19 protein-coding genes are annotated in these 26,394 nt (G+C 70.2%); 9 read left to right on the plus strand and 10 right to left on the minus strand.

Going from position 1 to position 26,394, the window contains the following annotated elements:
- Positions 1-55 precede the first annotated feature (55 nt).
- The 4 genes from JIG36_RS08510 to JIG36_RS08525 all read right to left on the minus strand — a co-directional run bounded on the left by JIG36_RS08510 (position 56) and on the right by JIG36_RS08525 (position 6,365).
- On the minus strand, positions 56-2,854 hold the full coding sequence (locus JIG36_RS08510; RefSeq protein WP_236046187.1) for a PQQ-dependent sugar dehydrogenase: 2,799 nt from the start codon (positions 2,852-2,854) through the stop codon (positions 56-58).
- Between the two features lie 220 nt (positions 2,855-3,074).
- Positions 3,075-3,890, minus strand: a complete 816-nt coding sequence (locus JIG36_RS08515) for a CE1 family esterase (protein ID WP_203375480.1) — start codon at positions 3,888-3,890, stop codon at positions 3,075-3,077.
- Between the two features lie 34 nt (positions 3,891-3,924).
- A complete protein-coding gene (locus tag JIG36_RS08520) occupies positions 3,925-5,676 on the minus strand; it encodes a sensor histidine kinase (protein WP_203375481.1) in 1,752 nt (583 codons plus the stop codon).
- Positions 5,673-6,365 (minus strand): response regulator transcription factor, encoded by a 693-nt coding sequence (locus tag JIG36_RS08525; RefSeq protein WP_203375814.1) that lies wholly within the window; start codon positions 6,363-6,365, stop codon positions 5,673-5,675. Before JIG36_RS08525 ends, JIG36_RS08520 begins: the two co-directional genes overlap by 4 nt.
- A 135-nt stretch (positions 6,366-6,500) precedes the next feature.
- Between JIG36_RS08525 and asnB the strand changes: the two genes are divergently transcribed.
- Together asnB and JIG36_RS08535 are read left to right on the plus strand one after the other, a co-directional pair.
- Positions 6,501-8,438, plus strand: a complete 1,938-nt coding sequence (gene asnB, locus JIG36_RS08530) for an asparagine synthase (glutamine-hydrolyzing) (RefSeq protein ID WP_203375482.1) — start codon at positions 6,501-6,503, stop codon at positions 8,436-8,438.
- Between the two features lie 129 nt (positions 8,439-8,567).
- On the plus strand, positions 8,568-10,046 hold the full coding sequence (locus JIG36_RS08535) for a Dyp-type peroxidase (protein WP_203375483.1): 1,479 nt from the start codon (positions 8,568-8,570) through the stop codon (positions 10,044-10,046).
- Here the strand turns inward: JIG36_RS08535 and JIG36_RS08540 are convergent.
- Complete coding sequence (locus JIG36_RS08540; protein ID WP_203375484.1) at positions 10,043-13,930, minus strand: tetratricopeptide repeat protein; 3,888 nt, start codon at positions 13,928-13,930, stop codon at positions 10,043-10,045. The two genes, JIG36_RS08535 and JIG36_RS08540, sit on opposite strands and share 4 nt — an antisense overlap.
- Before the next feature lie 212 nt (positions 13,931-14,142).
- On the opposite strand from JIG36_RS08540, the gene JIG36_RS08545 reads away from it, so the two are divergent.
- From JIG36_RS08545 to JIG36_RS08560, 4 genes are all read left to right on the plus strand, one after another.
- A complete protein-coding gene (locus JIG36_RS08545; RefSeq protein WP_203375485.1) occupies positions 14,143-14,754 on the plus strand; it encodes a hypothetical protein in 612 nt (203 codons plus the stop codon).
- Between the two features lie 85 nt (positions 14,755-14,839).
- The gene (locus JIG36_RS08550) at positions 14,840-16,021 is read left to right on the plus strand and encodes a cellulose-binding domain-containing protein (RefSeq protein ID WP_307872623.1); all 1,182 of its coding nucleotides are present in this window, start codon (positions 14,840-14,842) and stop codon (positions 16,019-16,021) included.
- Between the two features lie 120 nt (positions 16,022-16,141).
- Positions 16,142-16,789 carry a ThuA domain-containing protein gene (locus tag JIG36_RS08555; RefSeq protein ID WP_203375486.1) on the plus strand — a complete coding sequence of 216 codons (648 nt, stop codon included), beginning with the start codon at positions 16,142-16,144 and terminating at the stop codon, positions 16,787-16,789.
- 245 nt (positions 16,790-17,034) lie between these two features.
- Positions 17,035-18,054 carry a GGDEF domain-containing protein gene (locus tag JIG36_RS08560; protein ID WP_307872624.1) on the plus strand — a complete coding sequence of 340 codons (1,020 nt, stop codon included), beginning with the start codon at positions 17,035-17,037 and terminating at the stop codon, positions 18,052-18,054.
- A 212-nt stretch (positions 18,055-18,266) separates the two neighbouring features.
- Here the strand turns inward: JIG36_RS08560 and JIG36_RS08565 are convergent, their stop codons facing one another.
- The 4 genes from JIG36_RS08565 to JIG36_RS08580 form a co-directional block, all read right to left on the minus strand.
- A complete protein-coding gene (locus JIG36_RS08565; protein WP_203375488.1) occupies positions 18,267-19,598 on the minus strand; it encodes an MATE family efflux transporter in 1,332 nt (443 codons plus the stop codon).
- Complete coding sequence (locus JIG36_RS08570; protein WP_203375489.1) at positions 19,595-20,593, minus strand: phosphotransferase family protein; 999 nt, start codon at positions 20,591-20,593, stop codon at positions 19,595-19,597. Before JIG36_RS08570 ends, JIG36_RS08565 begins: the two co-directional genes overlap by 4 nt.
- A 6-nt stretch (positions 20,594-20,599) precedes the next feature.
- On the minus strand, positions 20,600-22,951 hold the full coding sequence (locus tag JIG36_RS08575; RefSeq protein ID WP_203375490.1) for an ATP-binding cassette domain-containing protein: 2,352 nt from the start codon (positions 22,949-22,951) through the stop codon (positions 20,600-20,602).
- A 119-nt stretch (positions 22,952-23,070) separates the two neighbouring features.
- A complete protein-coding gene (locus tag JIG36_RS08580; RefSeq protein ID WP_203375491.1) occupies positions 23,071-24,162 on the minus strand; it encodes an FAD-dependent oxidoreductase in 1,092 nt (363 codons plus the stop codon).
- A 31-nt stretch (positions 24,163-24,193) separates the two neighbouring features.
- Between JIG36_RS08580 and JIG36_RS53935 the strand changes: the two genes are divergently transcribed.
- The 3 genes from JIG36_RS53935 to JIG36_RS08595 all read left to right on the plus strand — a co-directional run bounded on the left by JIG36_RS53935 (position 24,194) and on the right by JIG36_RS08595 (position 25,749).
- Positions 24,194-24,748: a TetR/AcrR family transcriptional regulator gene (locus tag JIG36_RS53935; RefSeq protein WP_203375492.1), complete on the plus strand. Its 555-nt coding sequence runs from the start codon at positions 24,194-24,196 to the stop codon at positions 24,746-24,748.
- Positions 24,720-25,118: a DUF6582 domain-containing protein gene (locus JIG36_RS08590; RefSeq protein WP_203375493.1), complete on the plus strand. Its 399-nt coding sequence runs from the start codon at positions 24,720-24,722 to the stop codon at positions 25,116-25,118. The genes JIG36_RS53935 and JIG36_RS08590 overlap by 29 nt, the downstream gene beginning before the upstream one ends.
- A gap of 151 nt (positions 25,119-25,269) precedes the next feature.
- Entirely contained in the window at positions 25,270-25,749 is a 480-nt protein-coding gene (locus JIG36_RS08595; RefSeq protein ID WP_203375494.1) for a DUF2270 domain-containing protein, read from the plus strand.
- Positions 25,750-25,763: 14 nt separating this feature from the next.
- Here the strand turns inward: JIG36_RS08595 and JIG36_RS08600 are convergent, their stop codons facing one another.
- Positions 25,764-26,372: a DUF6308 family protein gene (locus JIG36_RS08600; protein ID WP_203375495.1), complete on the minus strand. Its 609-nt coding sequence runs from the start codon at positions 26,370-26,372 to the stop codon at positions 25,764-25,766.
- Between the last annotated feature and the right edge of the window lie 22 nt (positions 26,373-26,394).

The following is a 26,394-nucleotide window of genomic DNA, read 5'->3' on the forward strand; positions in this document are numbered from 1 at the left end:
GGAGGAGCGGGGCGCTTGCTTGGGGGGACAGGCGCCCCGCTCCGACGGGGAAGGATCAGCTGCCGTACACCTCGAAGGTGAAGAGGCTGTAGCCCCAGGCGGTGGCCCGGGTGGTGCCGTTGATCCGCACGTATCGGGCCGGCGCGCTCAACCCGACGTTGTCGTCCTCGCCGCCGTTGCCCCCGGTCACGGAACGGGCCGTGGTCCAGGTGGTGCCGTTGGCCGACGTCTGGATCTGGTAGGCCGACCCGTAGGCGGCCTCCCACTGAAGCCGTACGCGGGAAACGGTGTAGGTCTGCCCGAGGTCGACCTGGATCCATTGCGGGTCGCTGAACGCGCTCGACCACCGGGTGGTGGCGCTCGCGTCCACCGCGGCCGAGGCCGGATAGGTGGCGTTCTCGACGCTGGAGGCGGTGGCCGGCTTGTTGAGCGACAGCAGGCTGGCCGCCGTTCCGGTGGTGAAGCTGAAGCTGTCCACGTCGAACAGCGCGCCCGTGCCGGTTCCGGCGAACGTCAGGTAGAGCGACGTGGTGCCGGCCGGAGCGCCACTGATCGCGCCGGTCACGGTGACGAACGTCTCCCACGACCCGGTCGGCGCGACGGTGGCCGAGCCGATGATCGGGCCGGTGGCGGAGCCCGTACGGAACTGCAGGGTGCCGCCGCTGCCGCCCGAGGAGACCCGGGCCGTGAACGAGGTGGCGTTGTTGAGCCTGTACGGATCGAACTGGATCCAGTCGCCGTTGTTGACGTCACCGACGGTGGCCCCGCCCTCGGCGCCGGTCTTCGTGATCTTGCTGACGCCGGAGGACGTCTTGTAGTGCTCGGCCTGCCGTTTGCGGGGCGCCAGGATGTTCTGCGCGTGCGTGGTCAGCCCGCCGTTGTCGGTGTAGGACGCGTCGAAGATCGGGAAGATGTTCGCGGCGTCGTCGTGCTCCCCGTCGGTGGGGATGGTGATCGTGCCGGAACAGCCGGTCTGCGACGTGATCTGGTGCGCGTGCTGGTCGTGGCCGAGCACGTAGGCCATCGTCACCTTCGAGCAGTCGATGGTGCCGTCCTCGGGGTCGGTCACGGTGACGCTCCACGGGATGCTGTCGCCGAACGACGCCAGCTGACCCGCGGCCGGGCTGGTGATGGTGACCGTGGGCGCGGTGTTGCCGACGCTGATGGCCACGCTCGATGTGCCGGTAGCGCCCTGCGGATCCCGTACGGTCAAGGTCGCCGTGTAGGTGCCGTTGGTGGCGTACGTCTTGGTCGGGTTGGCCGCCGTCGACGTGGTGCCGTCGCCGAACGCCCACGAGTAGGTGAGCGCCCCGCCCTCGGGGTCGCTGCTGCCGGCCGACGAGAACGTGACGGTCAGCGGCGAGGCGCCGGAGGTCGGGTTCGCGCTCGCCACCGCGGTCGGCGCCCGGTTGCCGCCGGCCACGTAGTCGTAGCGGTAGAGCGCCGAGTTGGCGTCGCCGTTGAAGTAGCCGGTGCCGTAGTCGAGGACGTAGAGCGCGCCGTCGGGGCCGAACGCCATGTCCATGACCTGCTTGCCGTTCCACGGGAAGGTGTCGATCGCCCCGTACGTGCCGTTCGCGTTGACCGCGGTCGGCTTGATCCAGCCCCGGCCGAACTCGCCGGCGAAGAACTGCCCGTCGAAGGTCTGCGGAAACTTTGTGGTCGACGTGTTGCTCGCGCTGTACCGGTAGACGGGACCGCCCATCGGCGACTCGGAGCCACCGCCGAACTCGGGCGGCGAACCGGCGTCACCGGCATAGCGGATCCAGGCCGGCTTGGCCGCGGGCAGCGTGGGCTGGCCGGTGTTGCGGAACGAGTTGTTGGCCGGGCCGCCGGTGCAGTTGTACTTGGCGCCGCCGGTGCCGGCCGCGAAGTCCCACTCGTTGTACGTCTCGGCGCTGGTGTTGGTGCCGGTGCAGTACGGCCAGCCGTAGTTGCCGGGCGCGGTGACCCGGTTGAACTCGACCTGCCCGGACGGCCCGCGGGTGGCCGACGAGGTGCCGGCGTCGGGACCGTAGTCGCCCACGTAGACCGCCCCGGTGGCCTTGTCGACGCTGATCCGGAACGGGTTGCGGAAACCCATCGCATAGATCTCGGGCTTCGTGTTCGCGGTGCCCGGCGCGAACAGGTTGCCGGACGGGATCGCGTACGTGCCGTCGGCGTTGGGTCTGATCCGCAGGATCTTGCCGCGCAGGTCGTTGGTGTTGCCCGCGCTGCGCTGGGCGTCGTAGACCGGGTTGCGGTTGGTGCGCTCGTCGATCGGCGAGTAACCGGCCGAGTCGAACGGGTTGGAGTCGTCGCCGGTCGAGATGTAGAGGTTGCCGGCCGCGTCCCAGTCCATGTCGCCGCCGACGTGGCAGCACATGCCCCGGTCGGTCGGCACGTCGAGCACGTTGACCTGGCTGGCCAGGTTGACGCTGAAGTCGGCGTTGAGCGTGAACCGGGACAGCCGGTTGACCCCGGCCCAGGTGGCCCAGGTGGCGGCGGTGCCGGTGGCCGGCGCGTCACCGGCCGGGGTGTTCAGCGGGGGCGCATAGAAGAGGTAGATGTGCCGGTTGGTGGCGAAGCCGGGGTCGACCGCCACGCCCTGCAGACCCTCCTCGTCGTGGGTGTAGACGGGGATGGTCGCGATCACGGCCGTGGTGCCGGCCGCATCGGTGCGGCGCAACGTTCCGTTACGGGCCGTGTGCAGCACCGACCGGTCCGGCAACACCGCCAGGCTCATCGGCTCGCCGGTCTCGGCGACGCCCTTGGCCAGCGTGACCTGCTGGAAGTCGGCCGGATTGATGACCGCGGAGGCCGGTGAAGAGGTGACGCCGAGGACGGTCGAGAGGAGAACGGTGGCCGTAGCCATCGTCACTAATCGATATTTCCGGGTCTGGTGGTTCACGTGGTCCCTTCCTGACTGGGGATGGCCAGGGGGGTGTCGCCGGCATCAGCGGGGATCTGATACGCGCCGGAAACAATCCTGTAGTGGGGCCCACGTTATGAACTTCGCGACGGTCCTGTCCAGACTTTCGGATCGACCTACATAACTTTTGCAGTATTAGTCGAAAGCAGCGCGCGCCTCTTCCTCAGCGCTTCACGGCTTGGTTCAAGCCTAGGAAGTCGGCGATGAGTTCGGCCGTGTTCAGGTCCTGGTTGGTCTTTCCGAGCACGAACGGTGCCCGCTTCGGCCCCGCGATGGTGTGCCCGGCACCGTGCAACGTGTACAGCACCACCGGCGGCCGGCCCTCCTGGCGATACTCGATGGTCTGGTCGGTGCGCCGGGGCGGCGTCGTGATGCCGTTGCGCTCGGCGAAGTAGGCCGCGGTCTCCGGGGCCGACAGGCTGCGGCCGCCCACTTTGAACATCCGCCGCGCCCACCACGTCATCTCGCCGCCCTCGTACGCGACGATCGGGTCCTTCGTGCCGTGCATCAGCAGCACCGGCATCGGTACGACCGGGTGGCCGCCGGCCAGGAAGTTCTCGGGCGCCGGCATGGTCGCCGACAGCACGGCGGCCCCGGCGATCAGGTCGGGCGTCTCGTGGATCAGCCGCATCACCATCTGCCCGCCGTTGGAGTAGCCCACCGCGTAGACCCGCCGCCGGTCGATCCCGTGGCTGTCGGCCAGCCGGTCGACGACCTCCCGGGCGAAGCCGACGTGGTCGATGTCCGCGAGCCGGGCCGGGAAGCTGCTTTCCTTGCGGGCGTCGTTCCAGTTGCCCCGGTAGCCGTCGAGGTAGACGACCACCGCGTCGCCGCGCTCGGCCAGGGCGTCGTACATCCGGCCGGTGAACGCCCGGTGCTTCGCGCCGGTCTGCTTCGACCCGTGGAAGACCAGCAGCAGGGCCCGGCCCGGGGCGCCTTCGGCCTGGCCGACGACGGTGTAGTTCTGATCTTCGCTCATGGGCCGACGCTAAACCTTGACGCCGGTGTGAAGGTCAAGCCGCCGCGGTGAGGGGGAGACGGACGGTGAAGGTGGTGCCCACGTGCTGCCGGCTCTCCACGCCGATGCGGCCGCCGTGGTCGGTGACGATGCGGTGGGCGATGGTCAGGCCCAGGCCGGTGCCGCCGGTGGCGCGTTGCCGGGCCGGGTCGGCCCGCCAGAAACGGTCGAACACGTGCGGCACGTCACCGGCCGCGATCCCGACCCCGGTGTCCTGCACGGTGAGCACGGCCTCACCGGCCTCGGCCCGGACCCGTACGAGAACCTGCCCGTCCCGATCGGTGTAACGGATCGCGTTGGTCAGCAGGTTCCCCAGCACCTGACGGATCCGGTCCTGATCGGCCTCGACCCAGACCGGGGCCGAGGCGTCCACGGTCAGCGCCACCCCCGCCTCGGCGGCCACCGCCCGCTGCGCCGTCACGCTGCCCGAGGCCAGCTCGGCCAGGTCGGTCGGGGCCTTCGTGTAACCCAGGTCGCCCGCCTCGGCCAGGGCCAGCACCTGCAGGTCGTCCAGGATGCGGCCCTGCAGCATGGTCTCCTCGTGCAGCGACACGAACAGGTCCTTGCTCGGCTCGATCACCCCGTCCGACAGGCCCTCGAGATACCCCCGCAGGTTCGACAGCGGCGTACGCATCTCGTGCGCGACGTCCGCGATGAGCCGGCGCTGCCGTTCCTCGCTCTGCTGCACCGCCTCGGCCATCATGTTGAACGACGAGGCCAGCCGGGCCAGCTCGCCCTTGCCGTTGATCCGCACCCGGGTCTCGAGCTGCCCCGCCGCCAGCATCTGCGACGCGCCGGTGAGCCGCCGCACCGGACTGCTGACCTGCCGTGCGATCCAGTAGGTGCCGATCAGCGCGACCAGGACGAGCCCGGCCGCGCCGAGCAGGGTGGTCCGGCTGATCAGCTGGGTGACGTCGGTCTTGTCCCGCCCACCCAGGTAGAGCTCCAGCGGGACGGCCGAGCTGGTCGAGACCGTGTCGTTGAAGGCCTCCTCCGTGCACGGATTGACCTTGCCGGCCTCCGGGTCGTCGTTCCCGCGGAACTCCATGCACTGCCGCACGTAGTCCCAGAACGCCATGAACCAGCCCTCGTCGGTCATGACCCGGGTGGTGGCCTTGGTCATGCAGGCGGCCGACCTCGTCCGTTGCGCCGCGGTCACGTACGGCGCCCGGTCCGACGCCAGGGCCGGCTCCTCGCCCAGCGTGTCGCGCAGGCAGCGCACCAGCACCAGGCCGGTGCGGAACTGGGTGGCCTGCCGCAGGGCGAGCATCTCGCGGCTGCCGTAGATGCGGTCGGTCGGCACGGGTCCCCAGATGTCGCGCGGGAGGGGATAGACGAGTTTCTGGAGGTACACCGAGGGGATCGCCGGTGCCGGCCGGTCCGACACCTCCTCCAGCCTCGGGTAGGCGTCGATGTCGTACGAGATCGGCTGCACCGCCCCGGACGCCCGGTCGGCCTGGATGTCCGAGTCGACCAGCACCTCGCCGACCTCGGCCGTCTGGATGCGGATGTGCAGGTCGGTGCGCTCGGAGAGGTCCTGCACCAGCCGGTCCACACCCGGCCAGTTGCCATGGGTCCGGCCGTACCGCTGGAGCTCCTGCACGATTTCCGTACGGTGGGTGGCCTGCGCCTCCACGGTGTTGTGGACCTGGCGCGAGGTCAGGTTGAGGGTCAGCCACGCCGTCGCCCCGATCGCGGTGACCGCCACCAGCATGACCAGCACGAAGATGCGTACGCGGAAACTCAAATCTCGGCCATCCGGTAGCCCCGGCCGTACACCGTCTGCACGTAGCGCGGCTCGGCCGGATCCTTCTCGATCTTGCGGCGCAGGTTGACGATGTGCGCGTCGACCGTGCGGTTCGAGACGTCGTGCTCGAAGCCGAACGTCTTGTCGATGATCTGCGCGCGGGTGAACACCCGCCCCGGCTCGCGCGCCAGCAGCTCCAGGATGCCGAACTCCTTGGCCGTGAGCGTGACGGCCTCGCCCCGCACCCGCACCTCGAACCGGCCGGCGTCCACCTCCAGATCACCGACCCGGATCACCGACGACGGGCCTTCGGCCTTTCCCGTACGGCGGAGGAGCGCTCGCACCCGGGCGGTGAGCTCGCGCGGGCTCACCGGCTTGGGCATGTAGTCGTCGGCGCCGATGTCCAGCCCGAGCAGCATGTCGTTCTCGGACGAGCGGGCGGTGACCATGAGGATGGCGATGGTCGACTCGGCCCGCAGGATCCGGCACACGTCCAGCCCGTCGACCAGCGGCATCATCACATCGAGCACCACCAGATCGGGCTTGCGGGCCCGGGCCACGTCGAGGGCCGACCGGCCGTCACCGACAGTGATGACCTGATGGCCCTCGCGCTCCAGGTAGAGCTTGATGAGCTGGGCGTGCTTCGGGTCGTCGTCGGCCACGAGGATACGTGCGGTCACGCCCGCGATTCTGACCTCCCGGCGCCACCCCGGCCAAGGAATGTTGGATTCCGGTGAAGATCCGGCCCGATAGCGATGGACGCACAAGTTCTTCACAGGCTTGATCGCACGCTTCCCCCGTCAGACGTCGTCGGGAGGAACGCCATGTGTGGATTGAACGTCTTCGTGAGCAGCCGGCCGGCCGCCGGAGCGCCGGACCCGGCCTCGCAGGCCGCCTTCAGCGCCGCGCTCGAGACGATGCACCACCGCGGCCCGGACGACACCCGGGTCGAGTTCACCGAGGGGGCCGCGTTCGGCTTCAAGCGGCTCGCGATCATCGACCGGGCCGAGGCCGCCCAGCCCGTGCACTACCGGGACCGCTGGACCGTGGTGTTCAACGGCGAGATCTACAACTACCGGGAGCTGCGGGCCGAACTGATCCGCGACCACGGCGCCACGTTCGCTACCGAGGGTGACAGCGAGGTGCTGGCGGCGGCCTTCCACTTCTGGGGCCCGGCCGCCCTGCCCCGGCTGCGCGGCATGTTCGCCTTCGCCGCGTACGACCACTGGACCGGCACCCTGCACGCCGCGCGCGACCAGTTCGGCATCAAGCCGCTCTACATCCTGGAAACCGTCGACGGCCTGTTCCTGGCCAGCGAGCGCAAGGCGCTGCTGCCGTTCAGCGGCGACTCCTCGGCGTTCCTCGACACCGACGCGCTGGCCCACTACTTCACGTTCCAGTTCGTGCCCGACCCGCAGACGCTGCACCGCCAGATCCGCCGGCTCCCGCCCGGCCACCACCTGACCTGGACCCCCGGTGGCGGGGTGCGGCAGACCCGGTACTTCCGGCCCTCGTTGCGACCCCTTTCCTTGACGCCTGATCTTGCTTACGAGGGCATTCGTTCCGCCTTGCGGGACAGCGTCCGCGCCCACCTGCACGCCGAGGTGCCGGTCGGGGCGTTCCTGTCCAGCGGCGTCGACTCGTCGGCCATCGTCGCGCTGGCCGCCCAGTACAAGCCCGACCTGCACGTGTTCACGGCCGGGTTCGCCCACGACGGCTACTCCGAGATCGAGATCGCCGAGGACACGGCCCGGCAACTGGGCGTACGGATCACCCCGACCGTCGTCACCGAGGACGACGTCATCCGCGAACTGCCCCGCATCGTGCACCTGCTCGACGACCCGGTGGCCGACCCGTCGCTGATCCCGCTCTATTTCCTGGCCCAGACGGCGTCGCGCTACGTCACCGTCGTGCTCTCCGGCGAGGGCTCCGACGAGCTGTTCGGCGGCTACACCATCTATCGCGAGCCGGCCTCGCTGGCCCGCGTCGACCGGCTGCCCGACGGCATGAAGCGGGGCCTGCGCGGCCTGGCCCACGCCATCCCCGAGGGGGTGCGCGGCCGCAGCTTCCTCGAACGCGGAACGACCCCGATCGAGGAGCGCTACTACGGCAACGCGCGCATCTTCAGCCCCGCCGAGAAGGCCGAGCTGCTGCGCTTCACCGCCGAACCCCACACGGCGATCACCAACCACCTGTACGCCGAGACCGCCGACGTCGACGACGTGGCGTCCATGCAGTACGTGGACCTGCACACCTGGCTGCCCGGCGACATCCTGGCCAAGGCCGACCGCATGTCGATGGCGCACTCGCTGGAACTGCGCGTGCCGTTCCTCGACCAGGCCGTCTACGCCGCCGCGGCGGGCCTGCCGACCGAGCTGAAGCTGCCGTCGAACAACCGCAACACGACGAAGCACGCGCTGCGCGAGGCGATGCGGGGGATCGTCCCGGAGTCCGTACGGGAAAGGCGCAAGCTCGGTTTTCCCACGCCCACCCGCCTGTGGCTCAAGGGTGGCATCGGCGACTGGGTGGCCGGCCTGATCGCCGGCTCGGGCCCGCGCCACCTGATCGACGTCGACTACGCGCTGCGGCTGCTGTCCGAACACCGCGCCGGCACGGCCGACCATTCGCGCAAGATCTGGGCGGTGGCCATCTTCTGCCTGTGGTGGGCCATCTTCGTGGACGGCACTGTCCGCCCCTCGCTGCCCGCCTCTCCGTCGCCCGCATCCACTCTGCTGCGTCCCGCCTCGCCCGTGTTCTCCTGACCTTCGTCGCATCCTCCTCGTCGCTTCTTCGTCCCCGAACGACCGATGGGCGACAGTTGTGACTGGCCGGTAGGTTTCGTGGCTAGCATCGGTCGGGCCCGTTCCCGACCGATGGGGGTGCCCCCAGCCATGGCGATCTCCGCCACCACCACGCTCGCCGACACCCAGCAGATCCAAGGCAACATCCTGCGGCCGTTCGGCGGAGCGCACCAGGCCTTCGTGGCGCTCTCCTTCCGTAACGACCGGGCTCGCGCACGCCGATGGCTGACCGGGGTAGCGTCCCGCGTCACCGGCACAGATGCCGTGCCACCCCGGGGCCGGGGCCGTCTCCCCCAGGGGCGTTCGCTGCTCAACGTCGGCCTGACCGCGACCGGTCTGGTGCTGCTGCACCCCGAGACCGCGGACCACCTGGCCGGGCACGGCGCTTTCTGGCAGGGGCCGCTCGGGCTGCGGGTCGACGACGCGGACCGGCTCACCACCGCCCCGGCCGTGCTGGGTGACGTCGGCGAGAGCGATCCGTCGAAGTGGGTGGTCGGCGGGCCGCGCCGGGGAGATCGTCCCGGCACGCCGGTCGACGCGTTGCTCACCATCGCCGCCGGTGACCTGGCGAGCCTCCAGGACGCGGTGGCCGACGAACAGGACGCGGCCGAGGGCCTCGAGGTTCTGCACGTGCAGTACTGCCAGGTGATGCGGGAGGACGTGGCGTCCGAGGACGAGACCGGCCACCGCATCGAGCACTTCGGTTTCGCCGACGGCATCTCGCAACCCGCCGTCAAGGGCTTCCCCGACCTCGAAGCACGGCCCGGAGCACCGGTCATCGCCGCCGGCGAGTTCATCCTCGGCCACGTGGGGGAGCGGCGTCCCCAGTCCTGGTCACCCCGGCCGGTGCCGGCCCGGTGGATGCGCGGCGGCTCCTTCCAGGTCTACCGCCGCCTGCTGCAGCACCCCGATCGCTTCTGGAACCGGATGGCCGAGCTGGCGGAATCCGAGGGCACCGACCCCGACACGGCCGCCGCCCACGCCCTCGGCCGGCACCTCGACGGCAAGCCGCTGGCCAAGCCCGACGCGCCGGCCCAGGAGGAGAACGAGTTCACCTACGACGAGGACCGCGACGGGCAGCAGACACCGCTGTTCGCCCACATCCGCAAGGTGAATCCGCGCGACGACATGGTCTTCCGCGACCGTGGCCACAAGATGCTGCGTCGCGGCATCACGTTCGGGCCGCGCTATCGCCGCGACCGCCCCGACGAGAACCCGGGCGCCGAGCGGGGGATGGTCTTCAACTCGTACGTGGCCAGCATCGAGGACCAGTTCGAGTTCCTTCAGCGCCGCTGGGCCAACGACCCCGGCTTCCCGTCGAGCGCCCTGGCGAAGTACGGCCGGGTGGCCGCCGAGCCGCCCCGCATCGACGGCCTCGACCCGATGCTCGGCGACAGCAGGGAGACCGCCGAGGAACGCCTGCCGGCCGCCGTGGTCGACAAGATCAAGCCCGCCGCGTTCGGCGGCTTCGTCACCACGACGGGCGCCGTCTACGCCTTCGCCCCGTCGATCCCCGCGCTGCGCCGGCTCGCGGGCGACGCACCGTTGGAGGGGCAGGACAGGCCCTAGGTCCTTTCCTGGCGCGGCGCCCGTTCAATACGTTCGAGCAGGGCGTCGAGATCGGGGCCGCTGTCGGCGAGGATCCACTGCGGGAGCGCGGGCAGGGGCGGGCCGGGCGGCAACCGCACACCGGTCAGCCGTCGATAGGCCCGCCGGTAGTCGAGGCTGGGCGCTCTCGAGTACAGGCTCTGATAGATGGCGGCGGCTCTGGACCGGGCGTCGCCGTCGTCGGGGTCCGCCTGCCAGGCGGCGTCCAGGAGCGCGGCGACCTCGTACGGCTCCGACCAGCGTTCGGCCGCCTTGCGCAGAGATTCGGCGGCGTTCGCGGGCTCGATCTCCCCGCCGTCGATCTGAAGCCGGATCGACAGAACGAACGCGCCGACCTGGGTGTCGCGCTCGTTGTGCTCCTCCGCGATCCGCAGGGCCTCCGTGTTCAACCGTTCCGCGACAACCGGACGTCCCGCGCTCTGGTGCAGGCGGGCCATCCGGTGCAGGGCATCGCAGAGGTAGTAGGGCGCGTCCAACGCGCGCGCCATGGGAATGGCCCGCTCCAGCAATCGCTGCGCCTCGGCGGTGTTCCCCTCGGCCGCCGCGATCGCGCCCAGCCCGGTCACCTTATCGACGGCCGTGATCCAGTCCCGCAGCTCGACGGCAACGCGTAACGAGTGCATCGCGCAGGCCCGCGCGCGGATGAAGTCGCCTTCCTCGCGGTAGATCTCGCCCATGTTGCCGACGGTGATGCCGGCGAACTGCCGGTGGCCGATCTCGCGCGCGACTTCCACGGCACGCCGGTACGACGTGATCGCCTGCTTGTGGTCCGCGTTGCGCAGATACGCCCAGCCCAGATTGTTGGCGCCGTAGAGCATCCAGTGCCGGTCGCCGGCTTCCTCGGCCACCCGGACCGCCCGCTGCAGGTGGTCGAGTGCCTCCTCCGACCCGCCGATGTTGAGATTGCACAGGCCGAGATGGTTGAGGGCCGCGCACATCGCGGGAACGTCGGCCGCCTCGGTCGCCATGGCGAGGTGACGGTGGGCGAGCGCGATGGCCGCGTCGTACTCGCCTTGGCGGTAGAGCACGAAGGTCATCCGGTCCATGGTCCGGGACAACCCGGTGGCGTCGCCGAGGCTCTCGAACCCGGCCAGAGCGCGTTGCAGCCAGCTCAGCGATTCGGCATGGGAGTTCGTGTACATCAGCAGATCACCGAGCTGGCGCTGGCCAGCGGCGACGATCTCGCGACGGCCGGCCGCCTCGGCGGCCCGCATAGCCAGCCGGTAGTGCCGCTCGGCCTCGGCCCAGTGCCCGACGTGGTGGTGGACGGTGCCGATCTCGACGTGCAGCGCGGCCTGCTCGGCCTCGGGCAGAAGAGGTAGCAGCCTTCCGTAGTAGAGCGTCGCCGCCTCGTTGGCGAAGATCTCCCTGGCGCGGTCGCCCGCGGCCCGGAACCAGATGCGCTGCTTGTCCGTACGCGCGGTGCGTGCGTAGTGGTGAGCCAGGACGTCGACGTACTGCGTGAGCCGACCGGCGAACCGTCTTTCGACGAAGAGTCCCGCCTGCTCGTGCAGGGCGGCCCGGGTGTCGTACGCAATGCTCTGGTAGGCCGTCTCCTGGGTGATCGGGTGCTTGAACTCGTACATCGCTTCCGGCCCGGGGCTGATCTGTGGAGTCAGATCGAGCTTGTGCAGCCGCCGGAGGTGTGCTGCGACCTGCCCCGGAGATCCGGCCTTGGGGTAGACGCTCGCGATGCCCGTCGACTGGAACTGCCGGCCGATCACGCTGGCTACCTTGATCGCCGCTTTCTCGTCGTCGGTGAGCTGGTCGATGCGGGCCATCACCAGCCGCTGAAGGCTGTCCGGCAGTTGCAGGCCGGCCAGACCCGTCGGGCTCGCCGGGTCGAACCGGTTGCCATGCAGGTACGCGACCAGTTCCTCGATGTAGAACGCGTTTCCGCGCGTCTGCTCGTCGATCTGCTCGACCACTCTACGAGCGATCTCGGCGTCCTGTCCGTATTGCTCGCGCAGACGCAACAGGGCCAGGCGCCGGGCGTCTCCGCTGGTCATCTGAGTCAGCGGCACCTCGGATACGTAGTCCGCACCCGACAAGGTCCCGGGCGTCAGTTCGCGAGACGTGGCCAGCAGCAGCACCGAGAGGTCGCTGAGCCGGCCGGCCAGCAGATCGAGCAGGCTCAGCGATGCCGGGTCGATCCAGTGGCAGTCCTCGAGCAGGAGCACCAGGGGCCCGGTGGCCGCGCGCTCCCGCAGGCAGGCGAGGAGGGTGGAGCGCAGCAGCTCATCGCGGCCGGCCTGATCCAGATGGACGGTCAAATCGGTGTCCGGCATCGGCAGGTCGATGACCGCCGCCACCAGAGGAGCACGCTGGCCCGTGCCGTCGTAGCGGGCAACCCGTTCGGTCAACGCCGCCCGTTGCTCGTCGAGGGGCAGGGAGGGGTCGATCTCGAGTAGTTCGCGCCAGATGGACCGCCACACGAGATAGCTGGAACTGGTGCCGTGTGAGCGGCAACTGCCGCTGTAGCCGTTGAAGCCCAAGGTTCCGGCCAGGCGGCAGGTCTCCGCGGCCAGGCGGGACTTCCCGATGCCGGCCTCACCGTGCAGCCAGACCACGCGGCCGCGGCCCGAACTCGCCGCGTGCACCAGCTCTTCGATGTGGGCCATCTCGGCGGCGCGCCCGACGAGGGCTCCCGGAGCGGGGGAGGGCAGCGGGCTGGTCGGTGCCTCCTCGTGCAGCGAGTGCACGATCCAGGACTGCACCGGTGTCGTCTTGCCTTTGGCGTGGACCTCGATCGGCCCGTCGGCGACGACCATGTCACCCACGCGGTCGAAGGTCGCCTTGTCGACGAGCAGCTGTCCCGGCGGGGCCGCCTGCATGAGACGGGCCGCGAGATTGACCGCGTCGCCGACGGCCGCGTACTCGCGGCGGACATCGGAACCCACCTCGCCGCAGAAGACTGGTCCCGTGGTGACCCCACCCCGGTCGGCGCCGCCGGGTAACGCCAGCAGTTCGAGGCAGCATCGAAGTGCGCGCTCCTCGTCGTCCTCATGACTCAAGGGCGTCCCGAACACCGCGACCAGAACGGTGCCCTTGTCATCGGCCATGAGGTGGCGCAGATGGCCACCGTACTGGTCGATCACCGCGACTCCGGCGGCCAGATAGCGTTGCAGAGCTTCGACGCTCTCGGGTTCGTCCACCGACAGGTCCGGCAGCCGTACGAAGGCGGTGGTGACCTTCCGGTGTTCGTTGACGAACTCGTGGCGTCCGGACCGCAGGCGGGTGCGGATGGCCGGGTGGAGGAACGGCTCGAGCAGCCGCTCGAGGTCAGCGGCCCTTGTTCCCGCCGGTGCCCCGGCGTCGCGTCGATGGGTCTCGGCCGGCGCTTGACCGGCCGCACGACGCAGCGACTCGGCGACGACGATCTCGCCTTGTTCGGCGCGATGGAGCGCGGCGATCGCCTCGTCGAGAGCCGGTCCGGCGATCAGGTGCTGCAGCCGGGTCGCCGGGTCGCCGAGCAGCATCAGAAGGAGGGGACCGGCGCCCAGGCCCACTCTGATGGTCAGCGAACGAGACCCGTCGGGTGTGGACACCGGAACGACCGACGCGGTCGCTTCGCGGATCAGCTCGGCGCAGTGGATCGCCTGCTGGGCCACCGCGGCAGCCGTTGCCGGCGTGTAGTCGAACATGCCGACCAGAGCATCACCCGCGAAGTCGACCACGCTGCCTCCGGAGGCGGCGATCGCGTCGGCGGTGACCTCGAACCAGCGGTTGATGATGCGGGTCAGCTGCTCGGTGCCGTAGCTGCCGGAGCCGGTGAAGCTCTCGGTCAGGGCGGTGAAACCCACCACATCGGCGTAGAGAACGACCGCCTCGGCACGCTCCGTCACTGGCGGAATGCTGACACTGTCGGTTGTCAGCAGGAGCCGCAAAACGTGTTCGGGCAGATAGGAACGCCAGGTCGTGGCCAGCTCGCTCACGATCTGTGCGTGGGGGGTAACCGGTTGCTTATCGGTCACGCCTTGTGTGGCCACCCTTCGAATCCTACTGTCGGGGATCAATCATCACTCTCGGCACGTCTGTCGCCAATGGGGAGCAAGTCATGGGTGTGGGCATCAGCGACGCCGCCTTCGAGCTGGTTGGTGCGTGTGTTCATTCACTGCGGTTCGCCTTCGGCGCTCCGCTCGAATACCCCTACGCTCCTTTACTGGCGGACGGGAGCGGTCAGCCCCCGGCGATCTTCCGGCGTCTGCAGGCCGTGTCGCCGCCGCCGAGCCGGGACGGTGAGCCGTGGTACACCGGCATGACCCTGGCCGGCGAGCCGTTCCTGCCGGACATCGTCACCGGCGCTGACCGCCTCGCCGCGGTCCAGCATGTCGACGGCATTCCGTCCCTCGATGTGGCTGACCCCGAGACGGTGGTGCTCGACGAGTGGATCACAGTGGACCGGTGCGAGAAGCCTCGTCCGATGGCCTTCCCCGGCCCCGACCGGGGTTCGTTCCTTCTCTCGATCGGTTACTGGAGCCCGATCCCGGAGGGCGAGAAGAGCGCCGAGAAGATGGTCCGGTACTACGGTGAATATCGGCTGAACTGGGCTCGTGTGCCGGAGGGGCGTTGGGTGGCGGTGAGCCTGGACGCCTTCTGGCCGCCCGAGCGGGACAGTGGCGACGTGATCATTCCGCTGGGAGAGTGCGACTCCAGCTGCCCGGTCTGACGGGCTTCTCTTTTCCCTGTCACATAGTTACAGTCGTCAATGTGTGGGAGCGCTCCCATAGGTGATGACTGTCGGAGGTGTGGCCGTGCGGCGTCTGGTCGGGTTGATGGCAGTGGCCGTTGTCGCGGTGGGCGGCATCGTGTTCGCGCAGGGGGCGTCGGCCGCTGCCGTGTGCACCGTGGGGTGGACGGCCAACCAGTGGTCGAACGGGTTCACCGCCGAAGTGAAGGTCACCAACGGGGGAGCGCCGGTCACCTCGTGGACGTTGGGGTGGAGCTTTGCCGGGGATCAGCGCGTGACCAACGGCTGGAACGCCACCGTCACCCAGACCGGCCGCTCGGTGACCGCGGCCAGCGTCGGGTGGAACGGGTCGCTGGGCACCGGGGGCTCCGCGCAGTTCGGGTTCCAGGCGACCTACTCGGGGACCAACGCTGCACCCACGGAGTTCACCTTCAACGGTGTCGCGTGCGGTGGATCTTCCACGCCTTCGCCCTCGACGCCTTCGCCTACGACACCTACTCCCTCCCCGACCACGCCCTCGCCCACTACACCCACGCCTTCGCCGACCAGCCCGGCGCCGGGATGTGTGCCCACCGCGATCTGTGACGGGTTCGAGAACCAGGCCGGGACGGCTCCCAGCGGCAACTGGTCAGTGTCCACGCCGGACTGCTCGGGTGCGGGGGTCGCGGCCATCGACCGGGGCGTCGCCCACACGGGGGCGGTCTCGCTGCGGATCGACGGGGCGGCCGGCTACTGCAACCACGTCTTCGCGGGCAACTCCCAGATTCTCGGGACGGCGGGGCCGGTCTGGTACGTCCGCTACTGGGTTCGCCACACCACCGCGCTTCCGGCCTCGCATGTCACCGCCGTCGCCATGCGGGACTCGGCTGACGGCAACCGGGACCTGCGGTTCGGTGGGCAGAACGGGGCCCTGCAGTTCAACCGGGCCTCGGACGACGCGACCCTGCCGGAACAGAGCCCGGCCGGTGTCGCGCTTTCCACCCCGCTTCCGGTCGGCTCCTGGAACTGCGTCGAGTTCAAGGTGGATGGCCGCGACGGCAGCATCGAGACCTGGCTCAACGGGACGTCCGTGCCGGGGCTGCTGAACGACGGCGTCCCCACCCACGACATCGACGGGCAGTGGCTCAACCGCACCTGGCGGCCGGCCCTCACCGACCTGCGACTGGGCTGGGAGAGCTACGGGGAAGGCGCCGACACCCTCTGGTACGACGACGTGCAGGTCAGCTCGCAACGTAACGGCTGCTGACCCGAACCGGGGCGGGCGGTGTCGCTAGCAAGATCGGCGTGACTTCGCGGGACCCCCTGTGGACAACGCCGAATTGTGGATAGGGCGCACAGTGGTGCCGGCGGTGGCAGAGTTCGGGGCGTGAAAGCGCTCATCGTCCGGGGCGGCTGGGAAGGCCACCAGCCCGTCGCCTGCACCGAACTGTTCCGTCGGTTCCTGGAGGGTCATGGCTTCGAACTGCGGGTGGCGGACACCCTCGACGTCTACGCCGACCGTGCGGAAATGGACTCGGCCGGCCTGATCGTGCAGTGCTGGACCCGTGGCGGCTTCACCGACGAGCAGGAGGCCGGGCTGGTCGAGCGGGTCGCGGCGGGGGCCGGGTTCGCGGGGTGGCACGGCGGCGTGCTCGCGGTGGGCTATGAGAATGCCCGCTACCAGCACATGGTCGGCGGGCGGTTCCTGTTCCACCCGGGCGGCTTCGTCGACCACAGCGTCGACATCACCGGGACCGACCCGATCACCGAAGGGCTGGGCGGGTTCGATGTGCACACCGAGCAGTACTACCTGCACGTCGACCCGACGCTCGACGTGCTGGCGACCACCAGGTTCCACGGCACCGACGACGCTCCCGAGACCGCGGGCGCCGTCATGCCCGTCACGTGGAAGCGGTCCTTCCAGGCGGGCCGCGTCTTCGTGACCACGCTCGGCCACGGTCCGTCCGACCTGACCGTGCCCGCCACCCGCACCATGATCGAGAGGGGGTTGCTCTGGGCCGCGGCCGGGGTCTGACGTGCGGTGCCGGTCATGCGCGCCGTGAGCGGGTGGGGGCCGCTGCCGTGGCGGTGCCGGTTATCCGCGCCGTGAGCGGGTGGGGGCTGCTGTGGGGCCGCTGACGTGGCGGTGCCGGGCGTCCGTGCCGTGAGCGGGGGCGGCGACGCGTTGCGGCTAAGGCCTGACCTTTCCGCGCCGAACAGGGTTCCATGCTGTTTCCCGTACGCGTTGAGGAAAGCCCTGCTATGCGCCGGCGCCGCCGAGTGGCTGAGGCCGTCCGGTTGTTGTCGCAGTTCGCCCCGGTGCTCGTGATCGTCGTGCTCGCGGCTGTCGCCACGGCTGGTGTCACCTGGAACCCGGGCGTCGAACGGCACATCGGTCCCGTGGTGGCCTACCTCGTCGTGGCCGCGCTGGCCTGTGTGCTGGTCAACGTCATGGCTGTCGTCAACCGCGACCCGGGCCGGCTGCGCTCGCTGGAACGGTTGCAGACCGCGGCCGGCATCCTCATCACCGGCGTCGTGCTCGCCTCGATCGACCAGATCGGCCACATCACGGTCTGGCCGGGCGCGGTGTTCGTGCTGCTCACCGCGTCGACCCGCCGGCACCGCCGGGGCGCGCTGGTCGCCTGGGCGGCGATCGTCCCGGCCCTGGTCACCGGGTTCGCCCTGCGTGACGCGGCGCTCGAGGCGATCGCGCCCGCGGTGCTGCTGCTGGTCTTCGCCGTGGCCAGCTCGGACCAGGCCTGGCGGCTGGCCCGCACCCGGTCGCGGCTCGACACGGCCGAGGCCGAGCTGCACCGGCTCGCCGACACCGACCCGCTGACCGGGCTGTTCAACCGGGCCACCCTGCAGCGCCGGCTGTCCCCGACGCTCACCGAGACCGCGGTCATCGCCCTCGACCTCGACGGCTTCCGCGACATCACCGACGCGTTCGGGCATGACGCGGGTGACACCCTCCTGCGTACGGTGGCCGACCGTCTGCGCACCGCAGTCGGCGACGACGCCCTGGCCGCCCGCCTGGCCGGCGACGAGTTCGTCATCGTGCTGCCCGAGACCAGCCTGGCCGCCTCCCAGGCCACGGCCGCCCGCCTGGGCCGCATCGCCGACGAACCGGTGGTGATCGACGGCGCCCGCGCCCCGTTCGGCATCAGCCTCGGACTGGCGTACGGCTCCCTGGCCGGTCCCGCCACCTTCGAGGACCTGCTGCGCATCGCCGAGGGCCGGGCCCGCGAGGGCACTCCGCGCCGCCCCCGCGCAGACTCGCTGCTCCTGCCCCACGCGTAGGGAGCCGCGGGTCGTGGGTGGCGTGCGCCGAGGGGTGCGGGAGGCGCCGGTTCGCGGGTCGTGGGTGGCGTGCGCCGAGGGTGTGAGAGGCGCCGGATCGCGAGTGGCGGGCGTCGAGTCGCGGGTCGCGGGTTGTGGGTGGCGGGCGGCGGCTCGCAGGCGGCGAGTGCGCGGTTGCCGTGTCTTGTCGTGTGTCGCTGCTGTATTGAGAGCTAACTGGCGCTCGGCGCGGCCCGGCTGACCCGGCGCAGGACCAGCAGGGCGGCCGCCGCGGAGATGGCCTCGCCGAGAGCGATCGCGCACCACACCGCGGTGGTTCCGGCGTGGCCCAGGACCAGCACAAGAGGGGCCTTCACGGCGACCAGGGTGCCGATGGAGAGCAGGTAGGACGGTCCGGCGCGGCCCAGGGACTGGCAGTAGGCCGATACCAGCGGGGTGACACCGGCTACGGCCACGCCCAGGGCGATGATCCGCAGGGCGGGGACGGCGGGACCGGGATCGTCGAGGAAGATCCGGGTCAGCGGGGCGGCCAGCACCACCACCGCGGCGGCGACCGTCGTGCCGTAGAGCAGGGTGGCGCGCAGGGCCAGCACCCGGGCGCGGCGCACCCGGTCGGGGCGGCCCAGGCCGGTGTTGAAGCCGACGATCGGTTGCAGGCCCTGGCTGATGCCCAGCTGCGGCATCGAGACGAAGGTCTGGATGCGGGCGCAGACCGCGTACGCGGTGAGGGCCGCCGCACCACCGGTCGCGGCGAGCGTGTTGTTGACCAGTACCACCAGAAGGGTGGCGCCGAAGCCGGCCAGGAACGACGGGGTGCCGATGGCGGTCAGGGCCCGTACGGTGGGAAGGTGTGGCCGCAGGTCGGCCCGGCCGATGCGGTAGGGGCGCCGGCGCTGGACGAAGAAGAACCACAGGCTCATCGCTGCCGAGACCGCGCACCCGCCGATCGTGCCCAGGGCGGCGCCGCGCACCCCGAGGCCGAAACCGGAGATCAGCAGGGGGTCGAGGGTGATCTGCACGAGCACGGGCACCACCCAGAGCGCCGTCGAGAAGCGCATGCGGCCCTCCGCCCGTACGAGGGCCGAGAAACCGGTCGAAACCAGCGCGCCGGCCAGGAGCACGGCCGCGTAGTCGCGCGCGTCGTCCCGGGTCGGGCCCTCGGCGCCGAGCGCGGTCAGCAGGGGCTCCAGCGCGAGCAGACCGCCGACGGTGATCACGAGCGCGGCCAGCCAGAACACGGCGAACGCGTTGCCCGCCGCCCGCGCCGCCCCGGCCGGATCGCCCGCGCCCAGGCGGCGTGACACCAGTGACGCGCCGCCGGCGCCGACCGTGGTCGTGACGGCGGCCAGCACGAGCAGGATCGGCGCGGCCAGGTTGACCGCCGCCATCGCCTCGGGGCCGACCCCGCGGGCCACGAACCAGGCGTTGGTCAGCGCGTAGATGCCGTAGACGCCGACCGACAGCGTGGTCTGCGAACAGGTATGCCAGAGCAGACGCCCGACCGGCCGCGTGCCGAGGGCGGCGGAGGGGTCGGGCGCGCTCAAGAGGCGGGAGCGGACCCGAACTGGGCCAGCGTCTCGGTGAGGCGCTCACGGGCCCAGGCGTACTGGCGGGTGTCGGTGTGCCCCCGGTAGACGGTTTCGATCACCATGACGAGCGTGAGGTGGAGGTTGTAGAGGCGCCGCCGCCGGCGTTCGTTCGACGTGAAGCTGGTGGAGCCGCGCCGGCCGTAGCCGCGCACGAACGCCGTCGGGTCGCCGAACGAGCGGAGCTGGGTGGCGACGAACCCGGCTTCGATCAGCGGGTCGCCGAAGAACGCGCGCTCGTGGTCGATGACGCAGACGATGCGGCCGTCGCGCACCAGGACGTTGCTGTCCCACAGGTCCCACTCGACAAAACGCGGCTCGGTCACCGCGGTCAGGCATCCGGCGTTGGCGGCGACCACATCCCGTACGGCGTCGTAGTCATGCCCCAGATCGACCTCGCGCCGCTCGCCGTCACCCAGCACGGCCTCGACCATGCCCAGGAACTGCTCCCGCCAGGTGGCGACGCCGGGACCGCCGAGCGGCCCGAACGCCTCGCCCCGGATGGAGTTGAGCTCCCGGGTCGCCGCGCCCAGGGCCGCGTCGTAGCCGTCCTGCTCGTGCGCCGACAACGTCGGCCGGATGATGCCGTAGTTGTCGGCGTCGACGAACGGCATGACGAACCAGTCGGCGTCGATCAGCTCGTGGCTGGTGTCGGCGAACTCGACCGCCGGCACCGGCACGCTCGTGCGGGAGCGGACCAGTTCGAGCGCGGCCAGCTCGGTCGCCATCGCCCCGCGCTCGTAGGTCATCACCTCGACCCCGGGCGGCGGGGCGATCTTGAGGACGATCTGGTGGCCGTCGCGCAGGCGGATGCGGTAGGCCACGTTGAACCAGCCGTGCCCGAGCTCGTGCACCCAGCCGTCGCCGTCGGGGACCCGCGCCTCGCCGAAGGCCCGGCCGACGAGCGCCCGCAGCGTCCCGATCGGCTGACGGTTCTTGGTGAGGCTCTCCATGGTGGATCAGGATCCTACGTACTCCGCGAGGTGCTCGCCGGTCAGGGTGGCGCGGGCGGCGACCAGGTCGGATGGTGTGCCCTCGAAGACGACCGTGCCGCCGTCGTGGCCGGCGCCGGGGCCCAGATCGATGATCCAGTCGGCGTGCGCCATCACGGCCTGGTGGTGCTCGATGACGATCACCGACTTGCCCGCCTCGACGAGCCGGTCGAGCAGGCCGAGCAGGTTCTCCACGTCGGCCAGGTGCAGGCCGGTGGTCGGCTCGTCCAGGATGTAGACGCCGCCCTTCTCGGCCATGCGCGTGGCCAGCTTGAGCCGCTGCCGCTCGCCGCCCGAGAGCGTGGTCAGCGGCTGGCCCAGCTTCAGATAGCCGAGACCGACGTCGGCCAGCCGCACCAGGATCGTGTGGGCGGCCGCCACCTTGGCCTCGCCCTCGCGGAAGAACTCCTCGGCCTCGACCACCGGCATCGCCAGGACCTCGCTGATGTCCTTGCCGCCCAGCTGGTATTCCAGCACCGACGCGTCGAACCGCCGGCCCTCGCACACCTCGCAGGTCGTGGCCATGCTCGCCATCACGCCCAGGTCGGTGTAGATGACGCCGGCGCCGTTGCAGTTCGGGCAGGCGCCCTCGGAGTTCGCGCTGAACAGGGCCGGCTTCACGCCGTTGACCTTCGCGAACGCCTTGCGGATCGGTTCGAGCAGGCCCGTGTACGTGGCCGGGCTGCTCCGCCGCGACCCCCGGATCGCGCCCTGGTCGACCGCCACCACGTCGTCGCGCGGCGCCACCGACCCGTGGATCAGCGAGCTCTTGCCCGAGCCGGCCACCCCGGTGACGACCACCAGCACCCCGAGCGGGATGTCGACGTCGACGTCGCGCAGGTTGTGGCTGTCGGCGCCGCGCACCTCGAGCGTGCCCGTCGGCCGGCGCACCTTCTCCTTGAGCTTCGCCCGGTATTCCAGGTGGCGGCCGGTCAGGGTTTCGCTGGCCCGCAGGCCGTCGAGGCTGCCCTCGAACACCACCTGACCGCCCCCGCTGCCGGCGCCCGGCCCGAGGTCGACGATGTGGTCGGCGATCGCGATCGCCTCGGGCTTGTGCTCCACCACCAGCACGGTGTTGCCCTTGTCGCGCAGCTGGAGCAGCAGGTTGTTCATGCGCTGGATGTCGTGCGGGTGCAGGCCGACCGTCGGCTCGTCGAAGACGTACGTGACGTCGGTGAGCGCCGAGCCCAGGTGCCGGATCATCTTGGTCCGCTGGGCCTCACCGCCGGACAGGGTGCCCGAGGGGCGGTCGAGCGACAGATAGCCGAGCCCGATCTCGACGAACGAGTCCAGGGTCTCGCCGAGGACGGCCAGCAGCGGGGCCACCGACGGCTCCTCGAGCTCGCGCACCCAGACGGCCAGGTCGCTGATCTGCATCGCGCAGGCGTCGGCGATGCTGATGCCCTTGATCTTCGACGAGCGGGCGGCCTCGCTGAGCCGGGTGCCGTCGCAGTCGGGGCAGGTCTTGAAGACGGCCACCCGTTCGATGAAGGCCCGGATGTGCGGCTGTACGGCGTCGATGTCCTTGGACAGGTAGGACTTCTTGATGTTGGGGACCAGACCGAGGTACGTGAGGTTGATGCCCTCGATCTTGACCTTGGTGGCCTCACGGTAGAGCAGGTCGTCCATTTCCTTCTTGGTGAACTTCTTGACCGGCTTGTCGGGGTCGAAATAGCCGACGCCACGGAAGATCCGCCCGTACCAGCCCTCCATGCTGTAGCCGGGGATCGTGATCGCGCCCTCGTTGAGCGACTTCTCCTCGTCGTACAGCTGGGAAAGGTCGATGTCGTTGACCGAGCCGCGCCCCTCGCAGCGCGGGCACATGCCGCCGAGCAGGCTGAACGTGCGCTTCTCCTTGACCTCGCGCCCGCCCTTCTGCAGCGTGACGGCGCCGGCCCCGCTCACCGAGGCGATGTTGAAGGAGAACGCCTGAGGCGACCCGATGTACGGCTTCCCGAGCCGGCTGAACAGGATGCGCAGCATGGCGTTGGCGTCGGTGGCCGTGCCCACGGTCGAACGGACGTCGCCGCCCATCCGCTCCTGGTCGACCAGGATGGCCGTGGTCAGCCCGTCGAGCACGTCGACGTCGGGCCGCGCCATCGAGGGCATGAACCCCTGCACGAAGGTCGAATAGGTCTCGTTGATCAGCCGCTGCGACTCGGCGGCGATCGTGCCGAAGACCAGCGAGCTCTTGCCCGACCCGGAGACACCGGTGAAGACCGTGAGCCGCCGCTTCGGGATCTCGACGCTGACGTCCTTGAGGTTGTTCACGCGCGCCCCGTGCACGCGGATCATGTCGTGGCTGTCGGCGTCGTGCATTCCCGTCTCCCTCGTTCGGCGGCTTCCCCCGGGAATGCTGGCACGCCCGCACGCGCCGTGCTTCTCGATTCCTGACCAGGGGATGAGCAAGTCTGCCAGCTCGAGCCGATCTCCGGGGGTCAGCCGCGGCGGTTCCCATTCCGCTTCACCCGGGCCGGCGAGGTCAAGGTCCAGCCCTCGACCGACTCCAGCTGCCGCGTCACGACACCCGTCGGGGTGAACCGCAGGACCAGGTCGCGCAGGGGACTGCGGCTCTGCAGCAGACGACCCATCGCGCGGGCCTTACGCGCGATCGCCCGGGTGCGGGGGCGACGGCTTGCGTCGTACGCGGGAAGGGCCGCCGACAGAGGCATCGTGGTGAGCAGGTGGGTGAGGGTGGCGGCGTCCTCGACGGCCATCGCGGCGCCCTGGCCGAGGTCCGGGGTCATGGCGTGGGCGGCGTCACCGAGGAGCACGACGTTGCCGCGCACGAAGCTGGTCAGCGGGCGGGCCAACTCGTAGACGTCGGTGCGGACGAGCGCGGCGGGGTCGACGGCGTCGAGAACCTGCGGGACGGGGGAGTGCCAGCCGTCGAAGCGGCGGCGGACCTCGGCATACTCGTCGGCGAAGTGTGTGCCCGCGGGCAGCGAGGCGACGCCGAACCAGTAGACCCGGCCGTCGGGGAGCGGCGCCAGCCCGACCCGCTCGCCGCGGCCCAGCGACTCCCCGGCGCCGTCCAGCTCGACCGGCCGGTTCGTGACCGCGCGCCAGCTCGTGTAGCCGCTGTATCGGATTGCCGTATCCCGCATCCCGGAGCGCAGTCCGTCCGCCGCCACGACCAGGTCGAACCCGCCCGGAACCTCCTCCACCGTCTCGCCGAACCGGACCGTCCCCGGCTCCAGCGCCGCACTCAGCACCCGATGCAGGTCGGCCCGATGCACCACCCGCATGTCCCGCAGAGACTCCAGCGGCATCGTCGCCAGCCATCGCCCGTCCCGCCGACGCTGACCGGCCGGCAGCCGGGGCGGGGACCCCGCGATTTCCCGTACGGCGTCACCCACGCCCACCACATCGAAAGCGCGGAAGGCGTTGCCGAACAGGGAGAGTCCCGCGCCGGCCGGCGAGTTCGCGGCCGAGCGCTCGAAGACGGTGACGTCCCAGCCGTGCCGCTGGAGACCGATGGCGGTGGTGAGGCCGCCGATGCCGGCCCCGATGATCGCGACTCTACTCATGTAGAGGACTCTACGTGTGTAGAGTGCACCTGTGAAGGATCGTCGTGAAGCCATCGCCGAGGCCGCCATCACACTGGTCGCCGCCGAAGGGTTGCGGTCGCTCACACACCGGGCGATCGACCGCGCGCTGGAGCTGCCGGCCGGCTCGACGTCGTACTATGCGCGCACCCGGCGCCAGCTGATCGAACTGATGGTCCACCGCCTGGCCGCCCGCACGATGACCGACATGTCCGCTGTCACCGGCCCGGCCGATCTGCTCGACCGCCTCGCCGAGCGTGCCGACGACCACCGCGTGCGCTACGCGCTCATGGTCGACCTGACCGGCGACCCCGACCTGCATCCGCTGCTGACGACCGCGTCCCCGGCCCAGGAGGCGTTCCTGGCCGCCGCCGAGTCCACACTCGCCGCCGCCGGCGCGGCCGACCCCGCCCGCCACGCGCCCGGCTTGATCGCGCTGGTCGACGGCCTGCTCTTCGACCGCGTGGCCGGCTCCCAGATCCCCGGCGCGGCCGAGGTCATCGAGGCGTACCTGCGCGGCATACGGGTATCCGACCACCATGGCCACGAAGAAGCAGACCCCGAATAGCCTGGACGCCGCCGACCGCAATGCGATGTCGGACAAGACGTTCGCGTTTCCCCGCGTACGCAAGGAGCCCCTGAACGACGCCCGCCACGTGCGCAACGCCATCGCCCGTTTCGACCAGGTGCGCGACGTCAGCGACGCCGAACGTGACGAGGCGTTCCGGCGCATCAAGAAGGCGGCCGCCAAGTTCGGCGTCGACATGACCGAAACCAGCTGGCGCGACCTGGGCAAGCCTTCCGCGGCCCGCCGTTCGTCCGACAAGCCCCGCACCCAGGCGCCCAAGAAGGAGCTCTACGCGGAGGCCCAGCGCCGCCACATCGCCGGCCGCTCCACCATGACCAAGGCCCAGCTGATCGAGGCCCTGCGCAAGTGACCGCAACGTCGAGGCGGGCAAGCTGCACCCTCGCCCCATCCGCGAACACGTAGCCCTAGATGTCCAGTACGAGGTCGGGCCGAAACGGTCTTGAGGCTTCGACAGCCGTCCGTCAGGCTTGCGTCGACACGCGAGCGATGGAGGCGAGAGGGTGCCGACGGCATTCGAGGTGCGGCTGGAGAATCTCCGTAAGGAATACGAATACACCGAGACGGCGATCCGCACCTACGACGATCACGCCTTCAAGGTGAAGAACTGGGCCATCACGGTCTGCTCCGCAGTGACCCTGATCGCCATCAACAGCCATCGGCCGGTGATGTACCTGGTCGGTGTCGTCGCCGCTCTGGGCTTCTGGGTGATGGACGCGTACACCCGTCTTACTCAGCGCATCTTCATTCGGAGGAACCGCGCCATGGAGAGGTTCTTCCATGGGCCGGCCCTCGACGAGGCGTTTGAGGCGCAGTCGCTGAACGGCATCGACGTTCCGCTCCTGAGCGACGTCATGGGCAAGGTGCCGAGGAGCGCGTTGGCACGTCAGATTCTCTTCGAGGCCCGCATGTTCCCGACCTACTACCTGTACGTCGCCCTCCTTACCTTGATGATCGCGCTCTTCGTGGCTGATCTCGCCTAGCCCCTGCGGGGTGACTAGAAGCCGCGGTCCTTGCCCTCGCGCCAGGCGATGACGTCGAAGACCCGCAGGGGACTCACCTCGTCCGGGAGCTTGGCCTCGCGGTGCAGGCGTACCAGGCGGTGGTGCAGGGCCTTGTCGTCCTTGGCCAGCTCGGCCCGCAGGGGCTCCCAGAGCTGGCGACCGGAATCGGTGACCTCGGCGACGACCGAGTCCCAGATCGGGCGCAGGCGCGGGCGCTTGCGGGCGAGCAACTTGGACGCGGTGGTTGTTCCGACCTTGTCGATGCTGCGTAGGCGGTTCATCAGCGTCCAGCCCACCCAGTTGTCGTCCAGCGGCGGTTCGTCGGCCAGGTCGCGGTCGGGGCCGAGTTCGGTCAGCAGCTTGGCGAACTCGTCGGCTCGGTCGCGCAGGAGGGCCCGGACCGCGTCCTTGGGCGCCTCGACCGACAGGAACTTGATGGCGATCAGGTCGTCGGCGGTGAAGCGGTCGGGGTCGGAGTCCGGGGCCCAGATGTCGAACTCGGCGCCGTCGGCGCGGCTCGGGCCGTGGAAGTAGCGGCCCAGCAGCTTCAGGGCGGCGTCGTCGTCGGGGGTCTGCAGCGCCAGCGGGAGGCGGAAAGTCATGGCGGGACGCTATCGCCGAGAA

The sequence above is a fragment of the Paractinoplanes ovalisporus genome, assembly GCF_016834655.1.
Taxonomy (GTDB): Bacteria; Actinomycetota; Actinomycetes; order Mycobacteriales; family Micromonosporaceae; genus Actinoplanes; species Actinoplanes ovalisporus.